Origin of the sequence: Afifella sp. IM 167 (genome assembly GCF_020144925.1) — a bacterium.
GTDB lineage: Bacteria > Pseudomonadota > Alphaproteobacteria > Rhizobiales > Afifellaceae > Afifella.
Genome location: NZ_NSLC01000007.1, coordinates 243,689 through 262,786 on the forward strand (window position 1 = coordinate 243,689; position 19,098 = coordinate 262,786).

The following is a 19,098-nucleotide window of genomic DNA, read 5'->3' on the forward strand; positions in this document are numbered from 1 at the left end:
TTAGTCCTTTCTCTTGTGCTTGTCGGAGACCGCCGGGCCGGGCGCGCGCCTTCGGTGGCGCTATTTCGCCTGTTCGGGCAGCCAGGTGACGATCTCGGGTACGAAGTAGAACAGCACCTGCAGGGCGAGCAGGACGCCGATGAAAGGCAGGACGCCGTAGACGATCTCGCGCAGCGGCACCTTCTCCCCGACCCCCCGCAGGATGAAGAGCACGATGCCGACCGGCGGCGTGACGAGGCCGATCTCGATCATGATGACCAGCGCCACGCCGAACCAGATCGGATCCAGCCCGAGCGAGACGATGATCGGGAAGGTCACCGGCAGGGTCATCAGCATCATGGAGATGGATTCGATGAACATGCCGAGCACGACGTAGATGCCGGCCATGATCAGCATGACCAGCCAGGGTGCGAGATCGGCCGCCTCTACGGCGCTGACGAAGGTGCGCGGGATGCGCAGGAAGTCGAAAACCCAGCTCATGATCGCCGCGCCAACGACGATGAGGAGCAGGAAGGAGGTGACGCGGATCGTCTCCATGGCGATGGCATAGAGCGCGCGCGGGCTCAGCATGCCGCGCAGAAGGCAGATGACGAGCGAGGCCGCCGCGCCGACGCCGCCCGCCTCGGTCGGGGTCGCAACGCCGGCATAGAGCGAGCCGAGCACGACGAGAATGACCACGACGAAAGGCAGGACGGAGAGCGAGCCGCGCAGCTTGTCCTTCAGCGGATACGGCTCGCCCGCCGGCGTCGCCTCCGGGCGCACCAGCGACCAGGCGCCGATGACGGCCATGAAGGCGAGGCTGAGGAGCACGCCCGGCAGGATGCCGGCGAGGAAGAGCTGCGTTACCGGCACGCCGACCGTGGTGCCGTAGATGATCATGGCGATGCTCGGCGGGATCAGGATGCCGAGCGTGGCGCCGGCGGCGACGGCGCCGAAGGTGAGGCGCTCGCTGTAGCCCCGGCGGATCATCTCCGGACAGGCGACCTTGCCCATGGTGGCGGCCGTGGCGAGGCTGGAGCCGGAGACGGCGGCGAAGACGGCCGAGGCGCCGATCGCGGCATGCGCGACGCCGCCAGGCGTGCGGCCGAACCACTTGGTGAGCGCGTCGAACATCTCGCGTGTCACGCCCGAGCGGATGAGCAGCGCGCCCATGAGGACGAACATCGGCACCGCCGTCAGGGTGAAGGTGTTGACGCTGTTCCAGGAGCGCTCGGCGAGAACGGACAGAAGCGGGCTCGGCAGAAGGAAGAGAAGGCCGAGCAGGCCGACGATGCCGAGGGTGAGGCCGACCCTGACGCCGACGGTGAGAAGAATCAGGAGCGTTCCCACCAGAAGGAGGCTGACGAGGAGAAGCGGCGAGCCTTTGGCGAACCAGTAGACGAGGCCCAGGGCGAAGGCGGCCGCGGCGACGGCGAGGAACATGCGCGGCCCGTTGACGAGGAGAACGCCGGCAAGGGCCACGGCGAGAATGGCGATCGCGCCGGCGTCGAGGCGCATGCCGGCATAGCGCGGCGGGTGCACGCCGAACCAGAAGAGCGCCGCCACCAGCGCCAAGAGCAGAAGCGGGCCCAGCACGGCGAAGAGCCGGTGCGGCCGGCTGTGCCGCAGGATGTCGCCGAGAATGGCGAGCGCGAAGGTGACGTAGCCGAGGGTGACCGGGAGCTCGGGAATCCATTGTGGCGTCGACAGCAGGCCCCAGTCGCGCGTGTCGTTGACGAATTCCTCGACGTTGAAGAGCGCCATCTGCCAGCCGGCAATCAGGACGAAGAGCAGCCCGAGCCAGTTGGCGAAGATGTCGACACGCCGCCGCCAGGCGTCGTCGAGCGTGGCGACGAGCAGCTCGACCTGGACATGGTCTCCCCGCTTCTGCGCCTGGGCGAGACCCATGAAGGTCATGCCGACCAGGATGTAGGTGGCGATGTCGCTGCCCCAGTAGGTCGGCTCGTTGAGGACGTAGCGGGAGAAGACCTCGAAGCAGACGATGGAGGTCATCACCAACAGGCCGATGGCGCTCGCAACGCCGGTGACATCGCTGATCAGATCGATGACACGGACGGTCCGGGCAGCAGGCGCACGAGGCCCATGATGCTCCGCCCTCGCCTCCGTCAAACCCATGCTTTCACTCCCGGAATCGTCTTGCCGCACCGGTGGGCCGCGGCAGTTCGGCGTTGCCCGCCGAGATTTCGGGCGGAACCTAGCACCGGCATCTCTTGCCTGCAATGATCACGTATGATTGTATGATTGAATAAGGCGACACGCCTCCGCCAGCCGGCGAGGCGCCCACCGCCCGACAAGACTACGTACACGGGAGGATTTTCCGATCATGCTGGAGAGACTTTTCAACCCAACCGACCGGCATCAGCGGCGCCCGCGCCGCGCTGCCGGCGCGCTCGTCGCCGCGGGCCTTGCGGCCACCTTCGCCCTGTCGCTTCACGCGCCGGCGAAGGCGCAGGATTTCGACCTCACCATGGGCATCCTGCCCTCGCCGAACTCGCTCTATCTGAAGATGATGCAGGAGGTGCCGGAACGCGTGGAGCGCGCCACCGGCGGCAAGGTGAAGGTAACGCTCAACGATTCGCTCGTCGGCGGCACGCAGATCACCGCCGCCGTGCGCGACGGGCGCGTGCCGATGTCCGGCGCGCTGCACACCTATCTCGCCGGCGAGGAGCCCAGGATGGGCATCTTCAACCTGCCCGGCCTGATCAACAACATGGCCGAGTACACCTATCTCTGCGAGGCGTTCTGGTGCGCGGACGTGGAGAAGCTCTGGGAAGAGCAGTGGAATTCCGTCGTTCTCGCCGAGGGCGCCTGGTGCAGCCAGGCCCTCTTCTCCAAGGAGCCGATCCACACGCTGGAGGACTTCAAGGGCAAGAAGCTGAGGGTGCACAACCCGCAGACGGCCGCCCTGATGGAGGCCATCGGCGCCAAGCCCGCGCCGCTGCCGCTATCGGAAGTCGCGCCGGCGCTGGAGCGCGGCGTGATCGACGGCGTCTTCACCTCCACCTGCTACGGCAACGGCCAGGAATACTGGCGCCTCGCCAAGAACGTGCAGAACTGGAAGATCGGCCCGATCACCGGCTGGGTGATCATCATCAACAAAGATGCCTGGGAAGAAATCCCGGAGGATCTCCGCACCGCCATCAAGGCCGAGATGGACGACCTGGAGCATGAGGCGCTCTACAATTTCTACAGCCATGTGAACGAGGCCGTCGACAATATGAAGTCGGAGGGCATCGAGCTCTGGACCGCGCCCCAGTCGGAGGTCGACCGCGTCACCGCGCCGGAATACTCCGAGGCTTCCTATCAGCAGTTCTACGACCGCGCCGAGACGCTGGGCTTCGACGGCAAGGCCTATGTGGCGCATGCGCGCGAGGTTCTCGGAAAGTAAGCACCCCTCTGCCCCGGCGCCCGCGCCGGGGCACCCTCCCGCTGCCCGCGATCCAGGCAGACGCGGCGCGGGCAGACTTCGACACATACGCCGGGTTCGGCGTCAGAGCGATCGCCGCTCGGGCGCCGCCTCCGTCCTGCCCAGACATGCCGGAATAGCCGGCGATCTCGAAAGGTGACTGCACATGGATGAAAAGCTGTTCGAAAAAGGCCTTGCCAAACGCAAGAGCACGCTCGGCGCCGAGTACGTGGAAAACAACCTCGCCTCCGCCGACGATTTCAGCAGGCCCTTTCAGGAAGAGATGACCGCCTGGTGCTGGGGTTTCGGCTGGGGCGACGAAAGCATCGATCCGAAGACCCGCAGCCTGATGAACCTCGCCATGCTCGGCGCCCTCGGGCGCCTGCATGAATGGGAGACGCACTGCCGCGGCGCGCTCAATAATGGCGTCAGCAAGGAGCAGATCCGCGCGGCCATCCATGTCGTCGGCATCTATGCCGGCGTTCCCTGCGCGGTGGAATGCTTCCGCATCGCCCGCAAGGTGCTCGGCGAAAAGGGTCTTCTCTAGCAAGCCCCGCTTCTGGCGAAAGAAGAGCCCTGCCGGAGGTCAAAGCTCCGGCAGGGCCTTTTTTTGAGAGCGAAGGTAGGAAGGAGCCAACGGACCGGCGCCCTCCCCTCCTCAGGCGGCCGCGATACCGGGCGTGAAGGCACCGTAGCCGGGCTCGCCGAGGATCCTGCCATTGTCCATCACGATGCCGCCGCGCACGATGGTGTAGACCGGCATGCCCTTCGCCTTCATCCCTTCCCACGAGGTCATCGCGGCCTTGGAATGCATGTCCTCCTTGCGGAAGACCGTCTCTTTGTGAAGATCGACGATGGTGACGTCGGCGTCCGAGCCGATCTCCAGCGCGCCCTTCTTCGGATAGATGCCGAAGCGCTGCGCCGGCGCGAGGGCGCAGAAGCGCACCACGTCGGAAAGGCTGAGCCTGCCCTCGTTGACGGCGTTGAGGAGGAGCGGGATGAATTCCTGCGCGCCGGTGATACCGAGCGGGACGGAGAAATTGTCCTCCCAGCCATCGGCGATGTCCTCGATCGAATGCGGCGCATGCTCGCCGACGAGGAAGTCGGCGACGCCGTTGCGGACGCTCTCCCAGCCGGCCTCGGGCGCCACGGCCCAGAGATAGGAGGCGGGGCCCACCTTCTCGGCCTGCTCGCGGTTCATGAACAGCGCGGCCGTCTCAAGCTCGGCGGTCACGTCCTGGCCGAGGTCGTGCTTGGCGTGATGGAGAAGCTCGTAGGCGCCGACCGGCATGACGCCGAGATGCAGGACATGCAGGCGCAGGCCGGTCAGGCGCGCATAGTAGAGCGAGCTTGCCAGCCCGGCGACCATGCCGTGGCCGTACATGTAGCCCTTCTCGTAGGCATCCATGTAGTCGGCATTGCTGGTCGCCCCCTTGTCGATGAAATCCCGGAAGGTGAGGCGCTTCACCCATTCGGTGTCGTCGTGATGGACGGAGCCGACGACGCCGGTCTCGGCGATCGCCTCGTAGAGCTCGTAGAGGATGCCGTGATCGAGCACGCCGAGCTCGGTGATGTAGGGATAGACCTCCTTCACGTGGCGCGTGTTGAAGATCTTGATGCCGATGGCGCCGGCCTTGACCAGCTCCGAGCAGGTCTTCGGATAGAGCCCGCCGCCATAGAGCGCGTAGTCGACATGCGCCTTCGGCGCGACCATCGCCTTCTTCTCCTCGAAGGTGTCGAGGGTCGTCGGATGCGGCGTGTTGTTGGTCATGTCGATGCAGAAGGTGATGCCGCCCGCCGCCGCCGCGCGCGTGCCGGTCTCGAAATCCTCCTTGTAGGTGTGGCCCGGCTCGCGGAAATGGCAATGGACGTGCCAGAGGCCGGGCAGGACATGCAGGCCGGTCGCGTCGACCGTCTTCTCTGCCGGCAGTTTCAGGCCGGGCGCGGCGATCGCGGCGACCTTTCCGTCGGAGATGGCGATGGTGCCCGAATAGCTGTCCGTGGCGGTGACGACGGTTCCGTTCTCGATCACAAGGTCAAAAGGCTTCAATTGATCAAGGCCGCGTTCTAGGCGGCCACTCCCATGTAGGCTTCGCGAATTTTCGGATTGTCCCTGAGCTCGCCCGCCTCGCCGCTCATCACGACGCGGCCGGTATCGAGCACGTAGCCGCGGCTGGCGATCTCCAGCGCCAGCTCTACGTCCTGCTCCACGAGGATGATGGTGAGGCCGTCGCTCTCATTGACGTCGAGCAGCGCCTCGGCGAGCCGGTCGACCACGACCGGGGCGAGGCCGAGCGACATCTCGTCGACGAGGAGAAGCTTCGGGCGGGCCATCAAGGCGCGGCCGATGGCGCACATCTGCTGCTGGCCGCCGGAAAGCGTGCCGGCGATCTGGCCGGAACGATCGGCAAGCTCGGGGAAATGCTTCCAGACCCTTTCGAGGTCTTCCTTGACGCGATCGTCGCGGCGGGTGAAGGCGCCGAGCATCAGGTTTTCCAGGATCGACAGACCGGCAAAGAGCCGGCGCCCTTCCGGCACCAGGGCGATGCCCTCCACCACGCGGCGCTCGGCGACGAGGCCGGTAATGTCCTTGCCGGCGAAGGCGACCTTGCCGGAGGTCGGAATGAGAAGACCGGAAACGACGCGCATCAGGCTCGTCTTGCCGGCGCCGTTGGAGCCGACCAGCGCGGTCACCGCCCCTTCCGGCGCCTCAAGGTCGATGTCCCACAGGACCTCGCTCTCGCCATAGGCGGCCGAGACGGATTCAAGTTTCAGGAGCGAGCTCATGCCGCCCCCGCGCTGGCTGCCTGGCGGCGCACGAAGCGCTCGCCAAGATAGGCACTGATCACATGGGGGTCGTTGGTGACCTCCTCCGGCGTGCCGTCGGCGATCTTCTCGCCGAAGCGCAGCACGACGATGCGGTCGCAGACCGCCATGATAGCCTTCATCACATGCTCCACGACGATGATCGAAAGACCGTCCCGGTTGATCTCACGGATCAGGCCGATGATGCGGTCGATCTCGGTATGGTTGAGGCCGGCCATCACCTCGTCGAGGAGGAGAAGGCGCGGCTCGGTGGAGAGCGCACGGGCCATCTCCAGCCGCTTCCTTTCCGAAAGGGTGAGCTGCGAGGGCAGCGCGTCGGCCTTGGCCGTCAACCCGACCTTCTGGAGCGCGTCCACGGCAAGCGCGCGTATCTGCGACTTTCCCCGGTCGCGGGCGCAGAACATCGCCCCGACCTCGACGTTCTGCATCACCGTCAGGTTCTTGAACGGCTGCACCACCTGGAAGGTGCGGGCGACGCCCTTGCGGGCGATGACATGCGGCTTGAGCCCGGTGATCGTCTCGCCCTCGAAGGCGAGGCTGCCCTCTTGCGGACGGATGAGGGCCGAGACGACGTTGAGAAGCGTCGTCTTGCCGGCGCCGTTCGGCCCGATCAGGCCGAGAACCTCGCCCGGCATGAGGTCGAAGCTGGCATTCTTGACCGCCACGACGCCGCCGAAGCGCACCGTCACGTCCCGCACCGACAGGATCGGCTGCACGCTCATGCCTTGGCCCGCCGGAGCTCGCGGGCGGCCGAAAGCCGGGCCGAGGCGCGCGAGATGAGATGGATGATGCCGTTGGGAACGAGGATGACGACGGCGATGAGGAACATGCCGAGAAGAAGATTGTGGATGTGGGTGAACTCGCTCCACACCAGCGTCGCGACGATCTCGAAGACGAAGGCCCCGACGACCGGGCCGATGATCGTGCCCATGCCGCCGAGCAGCATCATGATGTAGGCGCGCATGGAAATGCCGATGTCGAAGGCGCTGCCGACCTCGATGAAGGTGAGCCAGTAGGCCCAGATACCGCCGGCGCAGCCGGTCATCGCGGCACTGATCATCCAGGCGAGGATCTTCGCCTTCACCGTATCGACGCCCATCACCTCGGCGCCGCTCTCGCTGTCGCGCAGGGCCCGCAGCGCGTAGCCGAGGCGGCTGCCGGAAAGGTGCCAGACCACGAGAGTGGCCACCGTCAGCGCACCCAGCATCATGTAGTAGATCATCCGGTAGAGAAGGTCGGGCGGCATGGGGCTGATGGGAAGCGGCAGGCCCATGGCGCCGCCGGTGACGCCGCCGAGATTGAGGATGACCTCGACGAAGGCCATGTTGAGGGCGACGGAAGCGATGGCGAAATAGTGGCCCCGCAGACGCAGGAGCGGCCAGCCGAAGATGCCCGCCACCACCGCCGAGCCGCCGGTCGCCAGGACGATGGCGAGTGCGAGCGGCACCTGCGCATTGAGCGAGACGCCGGCGATATAGGCCCCTACCCCGAAGAAGGCGGCATTGCCGAAGGCGTGGTAGCCGGCGAAGCCCACGATGACGTTGAGCCCCTGCGCGACGATGGCGATCATGAAGACCGTCGTCATGACGCGCAGCCAGTAATTGTCGATCACCGCAGGCAGGATGAGTGCCAGGACGAGAAGGACCGCCGCGGCCGCGAGCTGGTGCTTGGCCTTCATCGCTCAGCTCTCGCCGTAGAAGGGTTTGCCGAAGAGCCCCTGCGGCCTGACGATCAGGATGAGCAGGAACATGGAGAAGGCGACGATCTGCTGGTAGTTCGCGCCGAGATAGGTGGCGGCGAAGGCCTGCACGAGCGCGTAGGCGAAGCCGGCGATGATGACGCCGGCGACGCTGCCGATGCCGCCGAGGACCGTGACGACGAAGACGGCGCCGAGGAAGCTGATGCCGAGAGTGGGCGAGATCGGGAAGATGGTGCTCGCCAGGCAGCCGGCCGCCCCGGCGACGGCGGCCGCGAGACCTGCCGTCAGCCCGTAGGCGCGGTCCGGATAGATGCCCATCAGGCGTGCCGCCTCGCGATCGAGCGCGGTGGCGAGGATCGCCTGGCCCGTGCGCGTGCGGTTGAGAAAGAGATAGCTCGCGATCGCGACGAGGACGGAAAGGATCGCCGCCACCAGCCGCACCCAGGAGATCAGGACGGGGCCGATTTCCAGCGAGCTGCCCGAATAGGCCGTGTGGACCGCCCGCACATCGGAGGAAAAGAACAGGACGAAGAGGTCGATCAGAAAGAGATCGATGCCGAAGGTCACGACCAGCGTCAGAAGCAGACTGGTGTGCATCACCGGGTTCAGGAGGAAGGCCTGCAGGGCGTAGCCGATGACGAAGAGCGCGACCATGGCGAAGGGCATCGCCAGGAAGGGATCGAGGCCGAACCACTGGTTCAGCGCGAAGGCGATATAGGCGCCGACCATGATGTAGGCGCCATGGGCAAGGTTGATGATGCCCATGACGCCCCACACGACCGAAAAGCCGATCGTGGCGATCCCGTAGACGCCCCCAAGCAGAAGGCCGTTGACGATGGTTTGTGCCAGCAAGGTCTCTGTCCGTCTTGAGGGTTTGTCTGCGCGATCGCCGTGTTTGCGGCTACATTTCGCTGCGCGGATAGAGCGCCTTTTCCTGCGCGACCGCGGGCGGGAAGATCACCTTCGGATCGCTCTCGATGAGCTGAGAGACGGCGGCGGTGCCGAGGCTGTTGGTGCCGTCGTCCTCGAACTTGAAGCGGCCGTAGAAGGTCTCCCCCTCCATGGAAAGGAGCGCCTCGCGCACCTTGTCGACGTCCGTGGAACCGGCCTTCTCCAGCGCCATCTGCAGGATGACGCCGGCCGAGGCGCCGCTCGCCGCGTGATAGGTCGGCGCATTGCCGTATTCGGCCTCGAACTCCTTGGCGAAGGTGGCGGAGTCGGTGAAGACCGGATCGGAATAGGTCAGCGTCGACACCCACATGTCGGTGCCCATGATGCCGTTGGCGGAGGGGCCGAGCGCATCGCGGAAGTCCTGGATGCCGATCGACATGGCAAGGCCGACGATCGCCGGGTCGACCTTCAGCTCGCGCATGCTCTTCAGAAGGAGGAGCGTGTCCTGCACGTAGCCGGTGGCGAGGACGACGTCGGGGGCCGCCGACTTGATCTGCGTGGCGACCGAGGCAAGATCGGTCGAGGCCTTGGGATACTTGGCCGTGTAGACGAGCTTGAAGCCCATCTCCTCGGCCTTCTTGGCGGCGCTGTCGCCGACGATGTTCGGGAAGAGGTCGTCAGGCCCGACGACGGCGACGCTCTGCGGCTTGGGGTCCATCTCGGAGGCGAGCTCCAGCACCGGATAGAGGCCGCGATCGGCGAGCGGCGTCTGGGTGAAGATGTACTTGTAGCCACGGCCGTAGAGGCTGTTGGCCGTCGCCATCGGTGCCAGCGTCAGCACCTTGTAGCGCTCCGAGATCACCGCCGTCGCGGTGGCGATGCCGGAGGAATAGGGGCCGAAGATGAAGGACACGTCGTCGGAGGTGATCAGCTTTTCCGTCAGCTGGGCACTCGTCTGGGCCTTCGACTCGTCGTCGTAGGAGACGATCTCGATCTTGTAGGTGTCGTCGCCGATCTTGATGCCGCCGGCCTCGTTCACCTTCTTCTGCCAGAGCTCGTAGCCCTCCACGAGCAGCCGGCCCTCGCGCGACAGCGCGCCGCTCAGACTGACCGCAGCGCCGATCTTCAGGGTCTTTTCCGCCGCTGCCGCCCTATCGGCGGCAGAGCCGAACCCGATCATTCCCAGCGCCACGAGGGCGCCCACCACCTGCTTGAACATCCGGTTCTCCTTAAGCCAATGCCGCTTGTATAAATAGAATATGCAAATCGAACGGTTGTAAAGAGCGCAGGTCGGTCGGAAGTGTCTATTTTATGCCCATGCACGTTTTGTGCCCGGGCCGGACAGCCGGCGGCGGGCCGCCGCATGGCGGCGACCCTCCTGCGTGCAAGAAACAGCAGGCTGGCGAGGTTGCGGATCAGGCCGGGATTGCGTCCGGGCGGGCGTCGGCGAGGCTCGCACGTCCCGCGGCAACGCCGGGCGTGAAACGGCCGAATCCCGGCTCCCCGACCACCTTGCCATCGCGCATCACGACGTTGCCGCGCACGATGGTGAAGACGGCCGAGCCCTTCGCGTGCCTGCCGCGCCAGGTCGTGAAACCGGTCCTGGAGTGCATGTCCTCGTCGGCGAAGACGACCTCGCGGTTGAGGTCGACGATGGTGAAATCGGCGTCCGCTCCGGGCTGGATGACGCCCTTTTGCGGATACATGCCGTAAATACGGGCAGGCGTTTCGGAGCACAGGCGCACCGCCTCCTGCAGGGTCAGGCGGCCGCGGCTGACATTGTCCATCACCATGGCGACGAATTCCTGCACGCCGGTAAGGCCGAGCGGGACGGAGAACATGTCCTGCCAGCCGGGCTCGATCTCGTCGGGGGCATGCGGGGCGTGCTCCAGGACGAGGACGTCGGCGACGCCGTTGCCGATGCTCTTCCAGCCGGCTTCCGGCGAATGGGCGATGAGGCAGGTGCGCGGGCCGGCCTCCATCGCCTGCTCCGGCGACATGATCATGGAGGTGAGCTCCAGCTCGGTCGTCACCTTCTGGCCGAGGTCGAACTTGGCGTGTCGGATCATCTCGAAGGCGCCGGGCGCCATGATGCCGAGATGCAGGACATGCAGGTGAGCGCCGGCGAGCTGCGCGTAGTAGAGCGAGGAGGAAAGGCCGGCGGTCATGCCATGGCCGTACATGTAGCCCTGCTTCAGGCTGTCGACGAAGGCGGCGTAGTCGGTCCGCCCCTTGTCGATGTAGTCGCGGAACGTCAGCCGCTTCACCCATTCGGGGTCGTCATGGTGCACGGCGGCGATGAGGCCGACATCGTGCGTCGCCTCGTAGAGCTCGTAGAGGATGCCGTGGTCGATGACACCGAGCTCGGAGATGTAGGGGAACACCTCCTTGATGTGGCGCGTGTTGAAGATCTTGATGCCGATGGCGCCGGCCTTCGCCAGATCCTCCACCGTGCGCGGATAGAGCCCGCCGCCGTAGAGGGCATAGTCGACATGCGCCTTCGGAGCGACGAGTTCCTTCTTCATCTCGAAGGTCTCGAGCGTCGTCGGATGCGGGTCGTTGTTGGTCATGTCGATGCAGAAGGTGACCCCGCCCGCCGCGGCCGCGCGCGTGCCGCTTTCGAAGTCCTCCTTGTGGGTATGGCCCGGCTCGCGGAAATGGCAGTGGCAGTGCCAGAAGCCCGGCAGGACGTGCAGGCCGCGCGCGTCCACCCTCTCCCTGGCTGCCGGAAACGGCCCGCCGATCTCGACGATCTTGCCGCCGCGCACCGCGACGTCGGCGGCTCTTGCCCCCGCGCTGCCGACCACAACTCCATTCTCCACGACAAGATCGTAGGGCTCGTGCACGGGCATCTCCTTCAATCTGGCCTTGCAGGACCCGACGAGGCGTGCCGGGACGAAAAGAAGTGGAGGCCGGGACCACAGGCGGGCAGACTAGGTCACTTGCTTCGGATACGGCAACTATAATATATACGGTGCATAAAAAATGGATCGAGATTTCGTGGACAAGACGGACGGCCAGCAGAAGCGGCAGCGCGACAAGGGCATCGCCAAGGGCGGGGCGGCCGAGCACGCCTACAACGTCATTCGCGAGGAGATCATCCTGAGGCTGGCGCCCGGCTCCGACCTCGACGACGCGCTCCTCGTCTCCAAGCTCAAGCTGTCGCGCACACCGGTGCGCGAGGCGCTGGCACGGCTCGCGGGCGAGCGGCTGGTGCAGCTCCTGCCCAATCGCGGGGCGCGCGTCGCCCCCATGGGCTGGAACGAGATCCGCGAGCATCTGGAGGCGCTCGATCTCGTCCAGCGCCTCGTTGCGCGCTGGGCGGCGGCGCGCCGCACGGAGGCGCAGCTCGCCGAGATCGAAAGGAGCGAAGCGCGCTTCGAGCAGATCGCGGCCAAGGAAGACGGCGCGGCGATGATCGAGGAGAACTGGCAGTTCCACGGCGTCATCGCGGAAGCCTGCGGCAACTCCATCATCGCGGGGATGTGCAAGCAGATCCTGACGCAGGGCCTGCGCGTCGACCGCGTGGCCATGTTCCACGAATATTTCGGCTCCGACAGCACCTACAAGAACCACATCGCGACGATCATCGAGGACCACCGCAAGATCGTGAAGGCGATCCGCGACCAGGACCTCGACGCGGCGGAGCATTTCGCCCGCCTGCATACTGAGACGGCGCGCCGTCGCTACAGCGAGGCGATCAGCGGCCGGATCGAGCCGCAGATGGAAGTCGCCCTGAACACGACGATGGAGGTCATCTGATCATGTGTGAAGTCTGCGCGATCTTCGGGGCCGGCGAGCACTGGAGCGATTTCGGCCGGCTGCGCAACGAGCGCCTGCCCTTCGGCGACATCCAGCACTACCGGCAGGAGCGCAAACGGCGCATCGCCATGATCAACGAGATCCTCGCCCCGATCGGCCTTGCCTGCGAGGACTGGGACGGCGAGGCGCTGTCGATCAGCGACGCGCAGGGCCGCTTCAAGATCGCCCATACCCTCACCGACCTTTGGCCGGTCATCGAGGAGATGTCGCCGGCGCGGATCGATCCGCTCGGGCCGGGCTTCATCGGCACAGGTCTCGGCGGCACGGATTTCGGCAGGCCCTCCCCCGTCGGGACAGCCTCCCATGGATGAGCGGCTACCCCTCACCATCGTCACCGGCTTCCTCGGCAGCGGGAAGACGACGCTTTTGCAACGCTTCCTGCGCACGCCGCAAGGCGAGCGCACGGCGATCCTGGTCAACGAGTTCGGCGAGGCCGGGCTCGATCACCGCCTGCTGCTGCATGCCGAGGAGCGGCTGGAGCTGATCGACGGCGGCTGCATGTGCTGCGCCCGCCGCGCCGACATCGCCCGTTCGATCCATGAACTGGTGCGGCGGGCAAAGGCGGGCGGCGACGGCGGCATCCAGCATCTCGTCATCGAGACGACGGGGCTCGCCGACCCCGCCCCCATCATCGCCACGATCGGCCGCGACGCCTGGATGAGCGCCAATGTGCGCATCGGCTCCGTCGTCGCCGTGCTCGATGCCGTCACCGGGCTCGACATCGCCGAAAAGCATGTCGAGGCGCGCCGCCAGATCGCCATCGCCGACACCGTCGTCGTCAGCAAGACGGACCTGCGCAAGGCCCATTCGCTCACCGACATTTCGCGCAGCCTGAAGGCGATCGCGCCGGATGCGCGCCTCTTCGACGCCCAGGCGCCGGATTTCGACATCGGCGCCACGCTCGGCGAGGCCGACCATTTCCGCCTCGGCGGGCCTGAAGAATTCGACGAGGCGCATGAGCGCCATGTCGAGGGCTGGCATTCCTTCCTCCTGAAGCTGCCGGAACAGGTAGACTGGCCGACCTTCACGCTCTGGCTCTCCGCCCTCCTGCACGCCCATGGCGACCGGATCCTGCGGGTGAAGGGAATGCTGCGCACCAGCTCGGCGCAGGGGCCGGTGGTGATCCACGGCGTGCAGCATGTCATGCATCCGCCGCATCACCTGCCGGCGGGCGAAAAGCTAGACCAGCCCTTCCTCGTCTTCATCACCAACCAGCTGCGGCGCGAGGCGATCGAGGCGAGCCTCAACGACTTCATGCTGCGCATGCAGCCATTCCAGGAACGCGCTGCCGCATAAGCAAAAACGCCCCGCGAAAGCGGGGCGTTTTCAGTGGCAGAACCAGGACGGCAACCGGCTCTCGCCGCCCGCCGCTACCAGGTGTAGCGGAAGCGGCCCGTGCCCGTATAAGTCCGGGTGTCCTTGGAGAACTCGCCGTCGAAGCGGGCGCTGACCGAGAAGCCGCCGCCGAGGCTCAGCTCGCTGCCGACCGTGACGAGGGCGAGATTGTCCGCCGCCTCGGCGCCGTTGACGACGAAACTCGCGCCCGGGATCGAGGTGAAGGTGGCCACCGCCCGGTTGCTGCTGCGGTTGTCGTGCGCCCAGGCGGCCTTGCCGAAGATGCGCAGCGCGCTGCCGTTGTCGAAGACGAAGCTCTTGGCGATCCAGGAGCCGAGCTCGGTCCTGAAGGAATTCGCGGTGTCGGAGCCGTACGAGGTCGCGAAGGGCGAGCCCAGCGAGGACGTCTCGCTGTAGGACGGCGTCCGGAAGGTCTGCGCCTGCACGGCCGCGTAGGGCGTCAGTTCCACCGGCATCGCGAAGGGCAGACGATAGCCCGCCTCCAGCCGCCCGCCGACGCTCCACGCGTCGTAGTCGGCCGTCAGGATGTCGGTACCGGCGATGGTCAGGATGCGCTTCGTCGACACCGAATAGTGCGAGTAACCCAGCGCAGCCGACAGATACGCCGGGCCGAAGTTGTGCGAGGCGTAGGCGCCCGCCTGGAAGACGTCGCTGTCGCCGCCGCCAAGACCGCCGGAAAGGTTCCAGTCGGTGGCGCCGCCGCCCATGGCGAAGCCGATCACCGTGTCCGGCGCCAGGCGATAGTCGAGGCCGGCCGCAAGGCCGCCCGCCCGCGTGTCGGTATCGTGGCTGCCGACGGCCGCCTTGCCGTCCAGATCGGACTTGCCGCCGTAAAGGCCGGCCCAGACGCTGAAGCGGCGGTTGACAGCGTCCTCGGAGCCGGGCTCGTCCATGACCGCGCCGAAGGCTTCGCTGCCGGCGGGCGGGGGCGTCTCGCCGTAGGCCATCACCGGACCGACACCGGGAACGCGATGCTCGGTCATCGGGCTCAGCATGAAGTTCAGGAACGAGTTGCCGAGGATGAAGGCGCCCTGGCCGGCGCCGGTATTGGCTTCGCCGGTCAGCTGCCCCAGGGAGGTCTGGAGTTGGGCCGGCCTCTGGAAATAGAGCTGGTCGAAGGCCGAGGGAAGCGTGCCGCCGCCATCGGTGAAATTGTCCAGCGCGGAGGCGACGTTGATGACGTTCGTCGGCACACCGCTCGCGGGCAGCAGGCTCCGGAAGGAGTTCGGACCAAGCAGGGCGATGAAGGCGAGATCCCTCAGGAACTCGCTCCATGCGCTCGTCCCAAGGAGCGAGAAATCCGAGCCGTTGTTCTGGAAAACGAAGTTGCCGCCCGCATAGGTATCGTCGTCGCTCAGGGAACCCCAAATGTAGCTGCTGTTGCCACCTTGGGTTGTGGACGATGTCGTGAAGAAGATGACGTATTGCTGGCCCGGCGTCAGGGCGATCGAGCCAGTCGAGACTTCGACCGGCGTGAAGGCGTTCGCACTCGGCGCCGTCATCACCGCGGAGGTGAACAGGGCCGGGCCGACGATGCGTTCGTTGGTGGCGTCCCACTGGTAGACGAAGGCCTGATACTGCGGCGCCGTCCCGGAACTCTTATTGAGATAGAAGGTGAAGCCCGTCAGACGCGCCTCGGTGCTCGTCGCCGTGATCAGCTGGCCGTAGGTCGCCGTATTGGGCACACCCCAACTGCCGATGCTGTTTGTGCCGTCCCAGGCAGAGGTGGTGTCGATCGCCCATGCCGGCGTTCCGAGCGCCGCAGAGAGCGTGGCAAGCGCGACGCCGCATGCGAGAGATTTGCGAGCGATTCGCGCCACCCGGCCGCGCGCACCAAGGCGTCTCTCGGGCGATTTCCGAAGCCAGTTCCCCATTTTTCTCCTCCCGGCGCCCGGGGCGCCAAATCCATTCCGCCTAGTGTGAGGCAAGCTATGGCGGGGGGGAGGAGCACGATCAATCCGAGATCGGAGGCTGCTCTGGAATTGGGATAAGCTGTGACCGATGTGTCACAATATCGCAGCCGAACCGGGGAAGGCCCGTGCAGGGTGATGGCCCCGGCGATCTCGCCGGGTCACCAGGATCATCAGGGTCGAGCCTACGGCACGCGCCGCACGGCGCCCATGGCGGCGCTCGTCGCCATCGCGGCATAGGCCCTGAGCGCCGCCGTCACGCGGCGCTTGCGCGGCTCGGCGGGCTGCCAGCCCTTTTCGTCCTGCACGGAGCGACGGCGCTGGAGCTCCGCCTCGTCGACGAGAAGGTTGATGGAGCGGCCCGGAATATCGATCTCGATCGTGTCGCCCTCTTCCACGAGGCCGATGGCGCCACCTTCCGCCGCTTCCGGCGAGGCATGGCCGATCGACAGACCCGAGGTGCCGCCGGAGAAGCGGCCGTCGGTGACCAGGGCGCATGCCTTGCCGAGGCCCTTCGACTTCAGATAGCTCGTCGGATAGAGCATTTCCTGCATGCCCGGGCCGCCGCGCGGGCCTTCGTAGCGAATCACCACGACGTCGCCTGCCGCGACCTTGTTGGAGAGGATCCCCTGCACGGCCGCGTCCTGGCTCTCGAAGACGCGGGCCGGACCGGAGAACTTCAGGATACTCTCGTCGACGCCGGCCGTCTTCACGATGCAGCCGTCGAGGGCGATGTTGCCCTTCAGCACCGCAAGGCCGCCATCGGCCGAGAAGGGATGCTGCGCGTCGCGGATGACGCCCGCCTCGCGGTCGAGGTCCAGCTCCTTCCAACGGCGGTCCTGGCTGAAGGCCTCCTGGCTCGGCACCCCGCCCGGCGCGGCCCGGTAGAAATCCGTCACCGTCTCGCTGGCGGCCCGGCGCACGTCCCAGCGCTCGATCGCGTCGCCGAGGCTGGTGGCGTGGACGGTCGGAACGTCGCCCTCGATGAGCCCGGCGCGCTCCAGTTCACCGAGGATCGCCATGATCCCGCCGGCGCGATGCACATCTTCTACATGCACATCGTTCTTGGCCGGCGCCACCTTGCACAGGACCGGCACCTTGCGCGACAGGGCGTCGATATCGTCCATGGTGAAGTCGACCTCGCCCTCCTGCGCGGCCGCGAGGATGTGCAGCACCGTGTTGGTGGAACCGCCCATGGCGATGTCGAGCGCCATGGCGTTCCTGAACGCGGCCTTGGTGGCGATCGAGCGCGGCAGCACGCTTTCGTCGTCCTGCTCGTAGTGGCGCTGGGCGAGATCGACGATGAGGTGCCCGGCTTCCACGAAGAGGCGGCGGCGGTCCGCATGGGTCGCGAGCGTCGTGCCGTTGCCGGGCAGCGACAGGCCGAGCGCCTCCGTCAGGCAGTTCATCGAATTGGCAGTGAACATGCCGGAGCACGAGCCGCAGGTCGGACAGGCCGAGCGCTCGATGACCTTGACGTCCTCCTCGCTGACGCGGTCGTCGGCCGCCGCCACCATGGCGTCGATCAGGTCGAGCGCCTGCTCCTTGCCGTCGAGGACGACCTTGCCGGCCTCCATCGGCCCGCCGGAGACGAACACGGTCGGGATGTTGAGGCGCATCGAGGCCATCAGCATGCCCGGGGTGATCTTGTCGCAATTGGAGATGCAGACCATGGCGTCGGCGCAATGCGCATTGACCATGTACTCGACGCTGTCGGCGATGAGCTCGCGCGAGGGCAGCGAATAGAGCATGCCGTCATGGCCCATGGCGATGCCGTCATCGACCGCGATGGTGTTGAATTCCTTGGCGACGCCGCCCGCAGCCTCGATCTCGCGTGCCACCAGCTGGCCGAGATCCTTCAGGTGCACGTGCCCCGGTACGAACTGGGTGAAGGAATTGACGACCGCGATAATCGGCTTGCCGAAATCGCCGTCCTTCATGCCGGTGGCGCGCCAGAGGCCGCGCGCGCCGGCCATGTTTCGTCCGTGGGTGGTGGTGCGTGAGCGATAGGCAGGCATGTTGTGCAATGTTTCCTTCTTGCCTTTGGCCGCGGGGGCAAGAGAGACAGGGTGCCCCAAACGGCGTGGAGCCCCGAAGGGCCCCGCCCCTGCTAATAGGAGCCTCAGGCGCCTACGGCAACGCCCGGGAGGGAATTGAGGCGGTCCGGCCGGCGCTTAGCGGCCATGCGAACCGCCATAGGCGTTCTTCTCCGGCGGCTGCCAGCCGGCCGGCGGCGCCTTCGGCCGGAAGACCTCCACGAGAAGCGGATGACAGGCGGCGACGTCGCTCGAATGCTTCGAGCCGCAATCTCCGCCCGGACAGGCCGAGAGCGCGCCGAGCAGATCGATCTCGGCGAAGAATTCCAGGAAATCGCCCGGCCGGACCGGGCTCGCCTTCATGAAATACTGGCCGGTGTCGCGGGTGAAGCCGGTGCACATGAAGACATTGAGAACGTCGTGGACGAAGGGCTCGGCCTCGGCGAGCGACAGACCGGCCGCATCCGCGTAGGCGCGCGTCAGGTTCGAATGGCAGCAATGATGATAGTCGCCGCCGGCAAGCAGCCGGTTGGTGTAGGGATCGCAGCGCGTGCCGATGACATCGTGGACCGAGCCGCCGAAATCGTCGAAGCCGTACCAGTCGAGCGTGTCTTCGGTGATCGTCGCCATCGGGCGCATCGCCGGAAAGGACGACCAGAGCCTGTCGCCGGTCGAAAGGTGCGTGCCGTGAAGCGCGCGCGTCTTGCCGGAATAGAAGCGCTCGGCGTGGTCGGCGGCATTCCACAGATTGAAATCGCCGACCTGCGGCCCCTCCACCGAGACGATGCGGAAAAAGCTGCCGGCCGGTACCTCGAAGGTTCGCGCCTCCCGCGGCGGCACCGTGACTTCCGCGACTTTCTCCCAGCCTTGCCGGGCGGCGCGGTAGCCGGAAAGGTCCGGCGGCGGAAGCGTCTCGACCGGATAGCAGACGATCGGTGTCACGTGCCGCTTCTCGGCCGCGTCGGCGGGGGCCGCGTGTTCGGGATCCTTCAGCTTCATCGCCTGCTCGTCCTCCAGATGGGATCCCAGGCGTGCCATCTGGGGGAGAAAATGCCAAGGGGCCGGAGCGGACCGGGCGCGATGCGACACGAGGCATGGGCGGCACGGAGCCATCTGCCTTGCCCAGTCCGCCAGCGCCGAACCTTTGTCCCA

Annotated in this window: 16 protein-coding genes; 5 read left to right on the top strand and 11 right to left on the bottom strand. The window is 66.3% G+C overall.

Annotated features, from left to right (window positions below):
* Positions 1-60: 60 nt before the first annotated feature.
* Positions 61-2,115, bottom strand: a complete 2,055-nt coding sequence (locus CLD20_RS14545; RefSeq protein ID WP_224407381.1) for a TRAP transporter large permease subunit — start codon at positions 2,113-2,115, stop codon at positions 61-63.
* Between the two features lie 208 nt (positions 2,116-2,323).
* On the opposite strand from CLD20_RS14545, the gene dctP reads away from it, so the two are divergent.
* Together dctP and CLD20_RS14555 are read left to right on the top strand one after the other, a co-directional pair.
* Positions 2,324-3,388 carry a TRAP transporter substrate-binding protein DctP gene (gene dctP / locus CLD20_RS14550; protein WP_224407382.1) on the top strand — a complete coding sequence of 355 codons (1,065 nt, stop codon included), beginning with the start codon at positions 2,324-2,326 and terminating at the stop codon, positions 3,386-3,388.
* Between the two features lie 184 nt (positions 3,389-3,572).
* Positions 3,573-3,953, top strand: a complete 381-nt coding sequence (locus tag CLD20_RS14555) for a carboxymuconolactone decarboxylase family protein (RefSeq protein WP_224407383.1) — start codon at positions 3,573-3,575, stop codon at positions 3,951-3,953.
* Positions 3,954-4,064: 111 nt separating this feature from the next.
* Here CLD20_RS14555 and CLD20_RS14560 read toward each other — a convergent pair whose 3' ends face one another.
* The 7 genes from CLD20_RS14560 to CLD20_RS14590 all read right to left on the bottom strand — a co-directional run bounded on the left by CLD20_RS14560 (position 4,065) and on the right by CLD20_RS14590 (position 11,668).
* Positions 4,065-5,438, bottom strand: a complete 1,374-nt coding sequence (locus tag CLD20_RS14560) for an amidohydrolase family protein (protein ID WP_224407384.1) — start codon at positions 5,436-5,438, stop codon at positions 4,065-4,067.
* Between the two features lie 35 nt (positions 5,439-5,473).
* A complete protein-coding gene (locus CLD20_RS14565) occupies positions 5,474-6,193 on the bottom strand; it encodes an ABC transporter ATP-binding protein (RefSeq protein WP_224407385.1) in 720 nt (239 codons plus the stop codon).
* Positions 6,190-6,954 carry an ABC transporter ATP-binding protein gene (locus tag CLD20_RS14570; RefSeq protein WP_224407386.1) on the bottom strand — a complete coding sequence of 255 codons (765 nt, stop codon included), beginning with the start codon at positions 6,952-6,954 and terminating at the stop codon, positions 6,190-6,192. Before CLD20_RS14570 ends, CLD20_RS14565 begins: the two co-directional genes overlap by 4 nt.
* Complete coding sequence (locus CLD20_RS14575) at positions 6,951-7,910, bottom strand: branched-chain amino acid ABC transporter permease (RefSeq protein ID WP_224407387.1); 960 nt, start codon at positions 7,908-7,910, stop codon at positions 6,951-6,953. The genes CLD20_RS14570 and CLD20_RS14575 overlap by 4 nt, the downstream gene beginning before the upstream one ends.
* A 3-nt stretch (positions 7,911-7,913) precedes the next feature.
* Positions 7,914-8,783, bottom strand: coding sequence for a branched-chain amino acid ABC transporter permease (locus CLD20_RS14580; protein WP_224407388.1), 870 nt, complete (start codon positions 8,781-8,783; stop codon positions 7,914-7,916).
* Between the two features lie 49 nt (positions 8,784-8,832).
* Positions 8,833-10,041, bottom strand: a complete 1,209-nt coding sequence (locus tag CLD20_RS14585; RefSeq protein ID WP_224407389.1) for an amino acid ABC transporter substrate-binding protein — start codon at positions 10,039-10,041, stop codon at positions 8,833-8,835.
* Between the two features lie 196 nt (positions 10,042-10,237).
* A complete protein-coding gene (locus tag CLD20_RS14590; RefSeq protein ID WP_224407390.1) occupies positions 10,238-11,668 on the bottom strand; it encodes an amidohydrolase family protein in 1,431 nt (476 codons plus the stop codon).
* A gap of 154 nt (positions 11,669-11,822) precedes the next feature.
* On the opposite strand from CLD20_RS14590, the gene CLD20_RS14595 reads away from it, so the two are divergent.
* From CLD20_RS14595 to CLD20_RS14605, 3 genes are read left to right on the top strand one after another with little or no spacing between them, the layout of a single operon-like run.
* Positions 11,823-12,584, top strand: a complete 762-nt coding sequence (locus CLD20_RS14595; RefSeq protein WP_224407391.1) for a GntR family transcriptional regulator — start codon at positions 11,823-11,825, stop codon at positions 12,582-12,584.
* Between the two features lie 2 nt (positions 12,585-12,586).
* Positions 12,587-12,955 carry a hypothetical protein gene (locus CLD20_RS14600; RefSeq protein WP_224407392.1) on the top strand — a complete coding sequence of 123 codons (369 nt, stop codon included), beginning with the start codon at positions 12,587-12,589 and terminating at the stop codon, positions 12,953-12,955.
* Positions 12,948-13,940 (top strand): GTP-binding protein, encoded by a 993-nt coding sequence (locus tag CLD20_RS14605; protein WP_224407393.1) that lies wholly within the window; start codon positions 12,948-12,950, stop codon positions 13,938-13,940. The genes CLD20_RS14600 and CLD20_RS14605 overlap by 8 nt, the downstream gene beginning before the upstream one ends.
* A gap of 74 nt (positions 13,941-14,014) precedes the next feature.
* Here the strand turns inward: CLD20_RS14605 and CLD20_RS20435 are convergent, their stop codons facing one another.
* From CLD20_RS20435 to CLD20_RS14620, 3 genes are all read right to left on the bottom strand, one after another.
* Positions 14,015-15,820, bottom strand: coding sequence for an autotransporter outer membrane beta-barrel domain-containing protein (locus CLD20_RS20435; protein WP_224407394.1), 1,806 nt, complete (start codon positions 15,818-15,820; stop codon positions 14,015-14,017).
* A 275-nt stretch (positions 15,821-16,095) separates the two neighbouring features.
* Entirely contained in the window at positions 16,096-17,928 is a 1,833-nt protein-coding gene (ilvD, locus tag CLD20_RS14615; RefSeq protein WP_224407395.1) for a dihydroxy-acid dehydratase, read from the bottom strand.
* Between the two features lie 156 nt (positions 17,929-18,084).
* Positions 18,085-18,945, bottom strand: a complete 861-nt coding sequence (locus CLD20_RS14620; protein ID WP_224407432.1) for a DUF1989 domain-containing protein — start codon at positions 18,943-18,945, stop codon at positions 18,085-18,087.
* Between the last annotated feature and the right edge of the window lie 153 nt (positions 18,946-19,098).

Bases quoted from the DNA above. Each gene is read 5' to 3' on its own strand.
- CLD20_RS14585 (WP_224407389.1), bottom strand. From the start codon at position 10,041: ATGTTCAAGCAGGTGGTGGGCGCCCTCGTGGCGCTGGGAATGATCGGG.
- ilvD (WP_224407395.1), bottom strand. From the start codon at position 17,928: ATGCCTGCCTATCGCTCACGCACCACCACCCACGGACGAAACATGGCC.
- dctP (WP_224407382.1), top strand. From the start codon at position 2,324: ATGCTGGAGAGACTTTTCAACCCAACCGACCGGCATCAGCGGCGCCCG.
- CLD20_RS14620 (WP_224407432.1), bottom strand. From the start codon at position 18,945: ATGAAGCTGAAGGATCCCGAACACGCGGCCCCCGCCGACGCGGCCGAG.
- CLD20_RS14545 (WP_224407381.1), bottom strand. From the start codon at position 2,115: ATGGGTTTGACGGAGGCGAGGGCGGAGCATCATGGGCCTCGTGCGCCT.
- CLD20_RS14600 (WP_224407392.1), top strand. From the start codon at position 12,587: ATGTGTGAAGTCTGCGCGATCTTCGGGGCCGGCGAGCACTGGAGCGAT.
- CLD20_RS14570 (WP_224407386.1), bottom strand. From the start codon at position 6,954: ATGAGCGTGCAGCCGATCCTGTCGGTGCGGGACGTGACGGTGCGCTTC.
- CLD20_RS14605 (WP_224407393.1), top strand. From the start codon at position 12,948: ATGGATGAGCGGCTACCCCTCACCATCGTCACCGGCTTCCTCGGCAGC.
- CLD20_RS14555 (WP_224407383.1), top strand. From the start codon at position 3,573: ATGGATGAAAAGCTGTTCGAAAAAGGCCTTGCCAAACGCAAGAGCACG.
- CLD20_RS14565 (WP_224407385.1), bottom strand. From the start codon at position 6,193: ATGAGCTCGCTCCTGAAACTTGAATCCGTCTCGGCCGCCTATGGCGAG.
- CLD20_RS14575 (WP_224407387.1), bottom strand. From the start codon at position 7,910: ATGAAGGCCAAGCACCAGCTCGCGGCCGCGGCGGTCCTTCTCGTCCTG.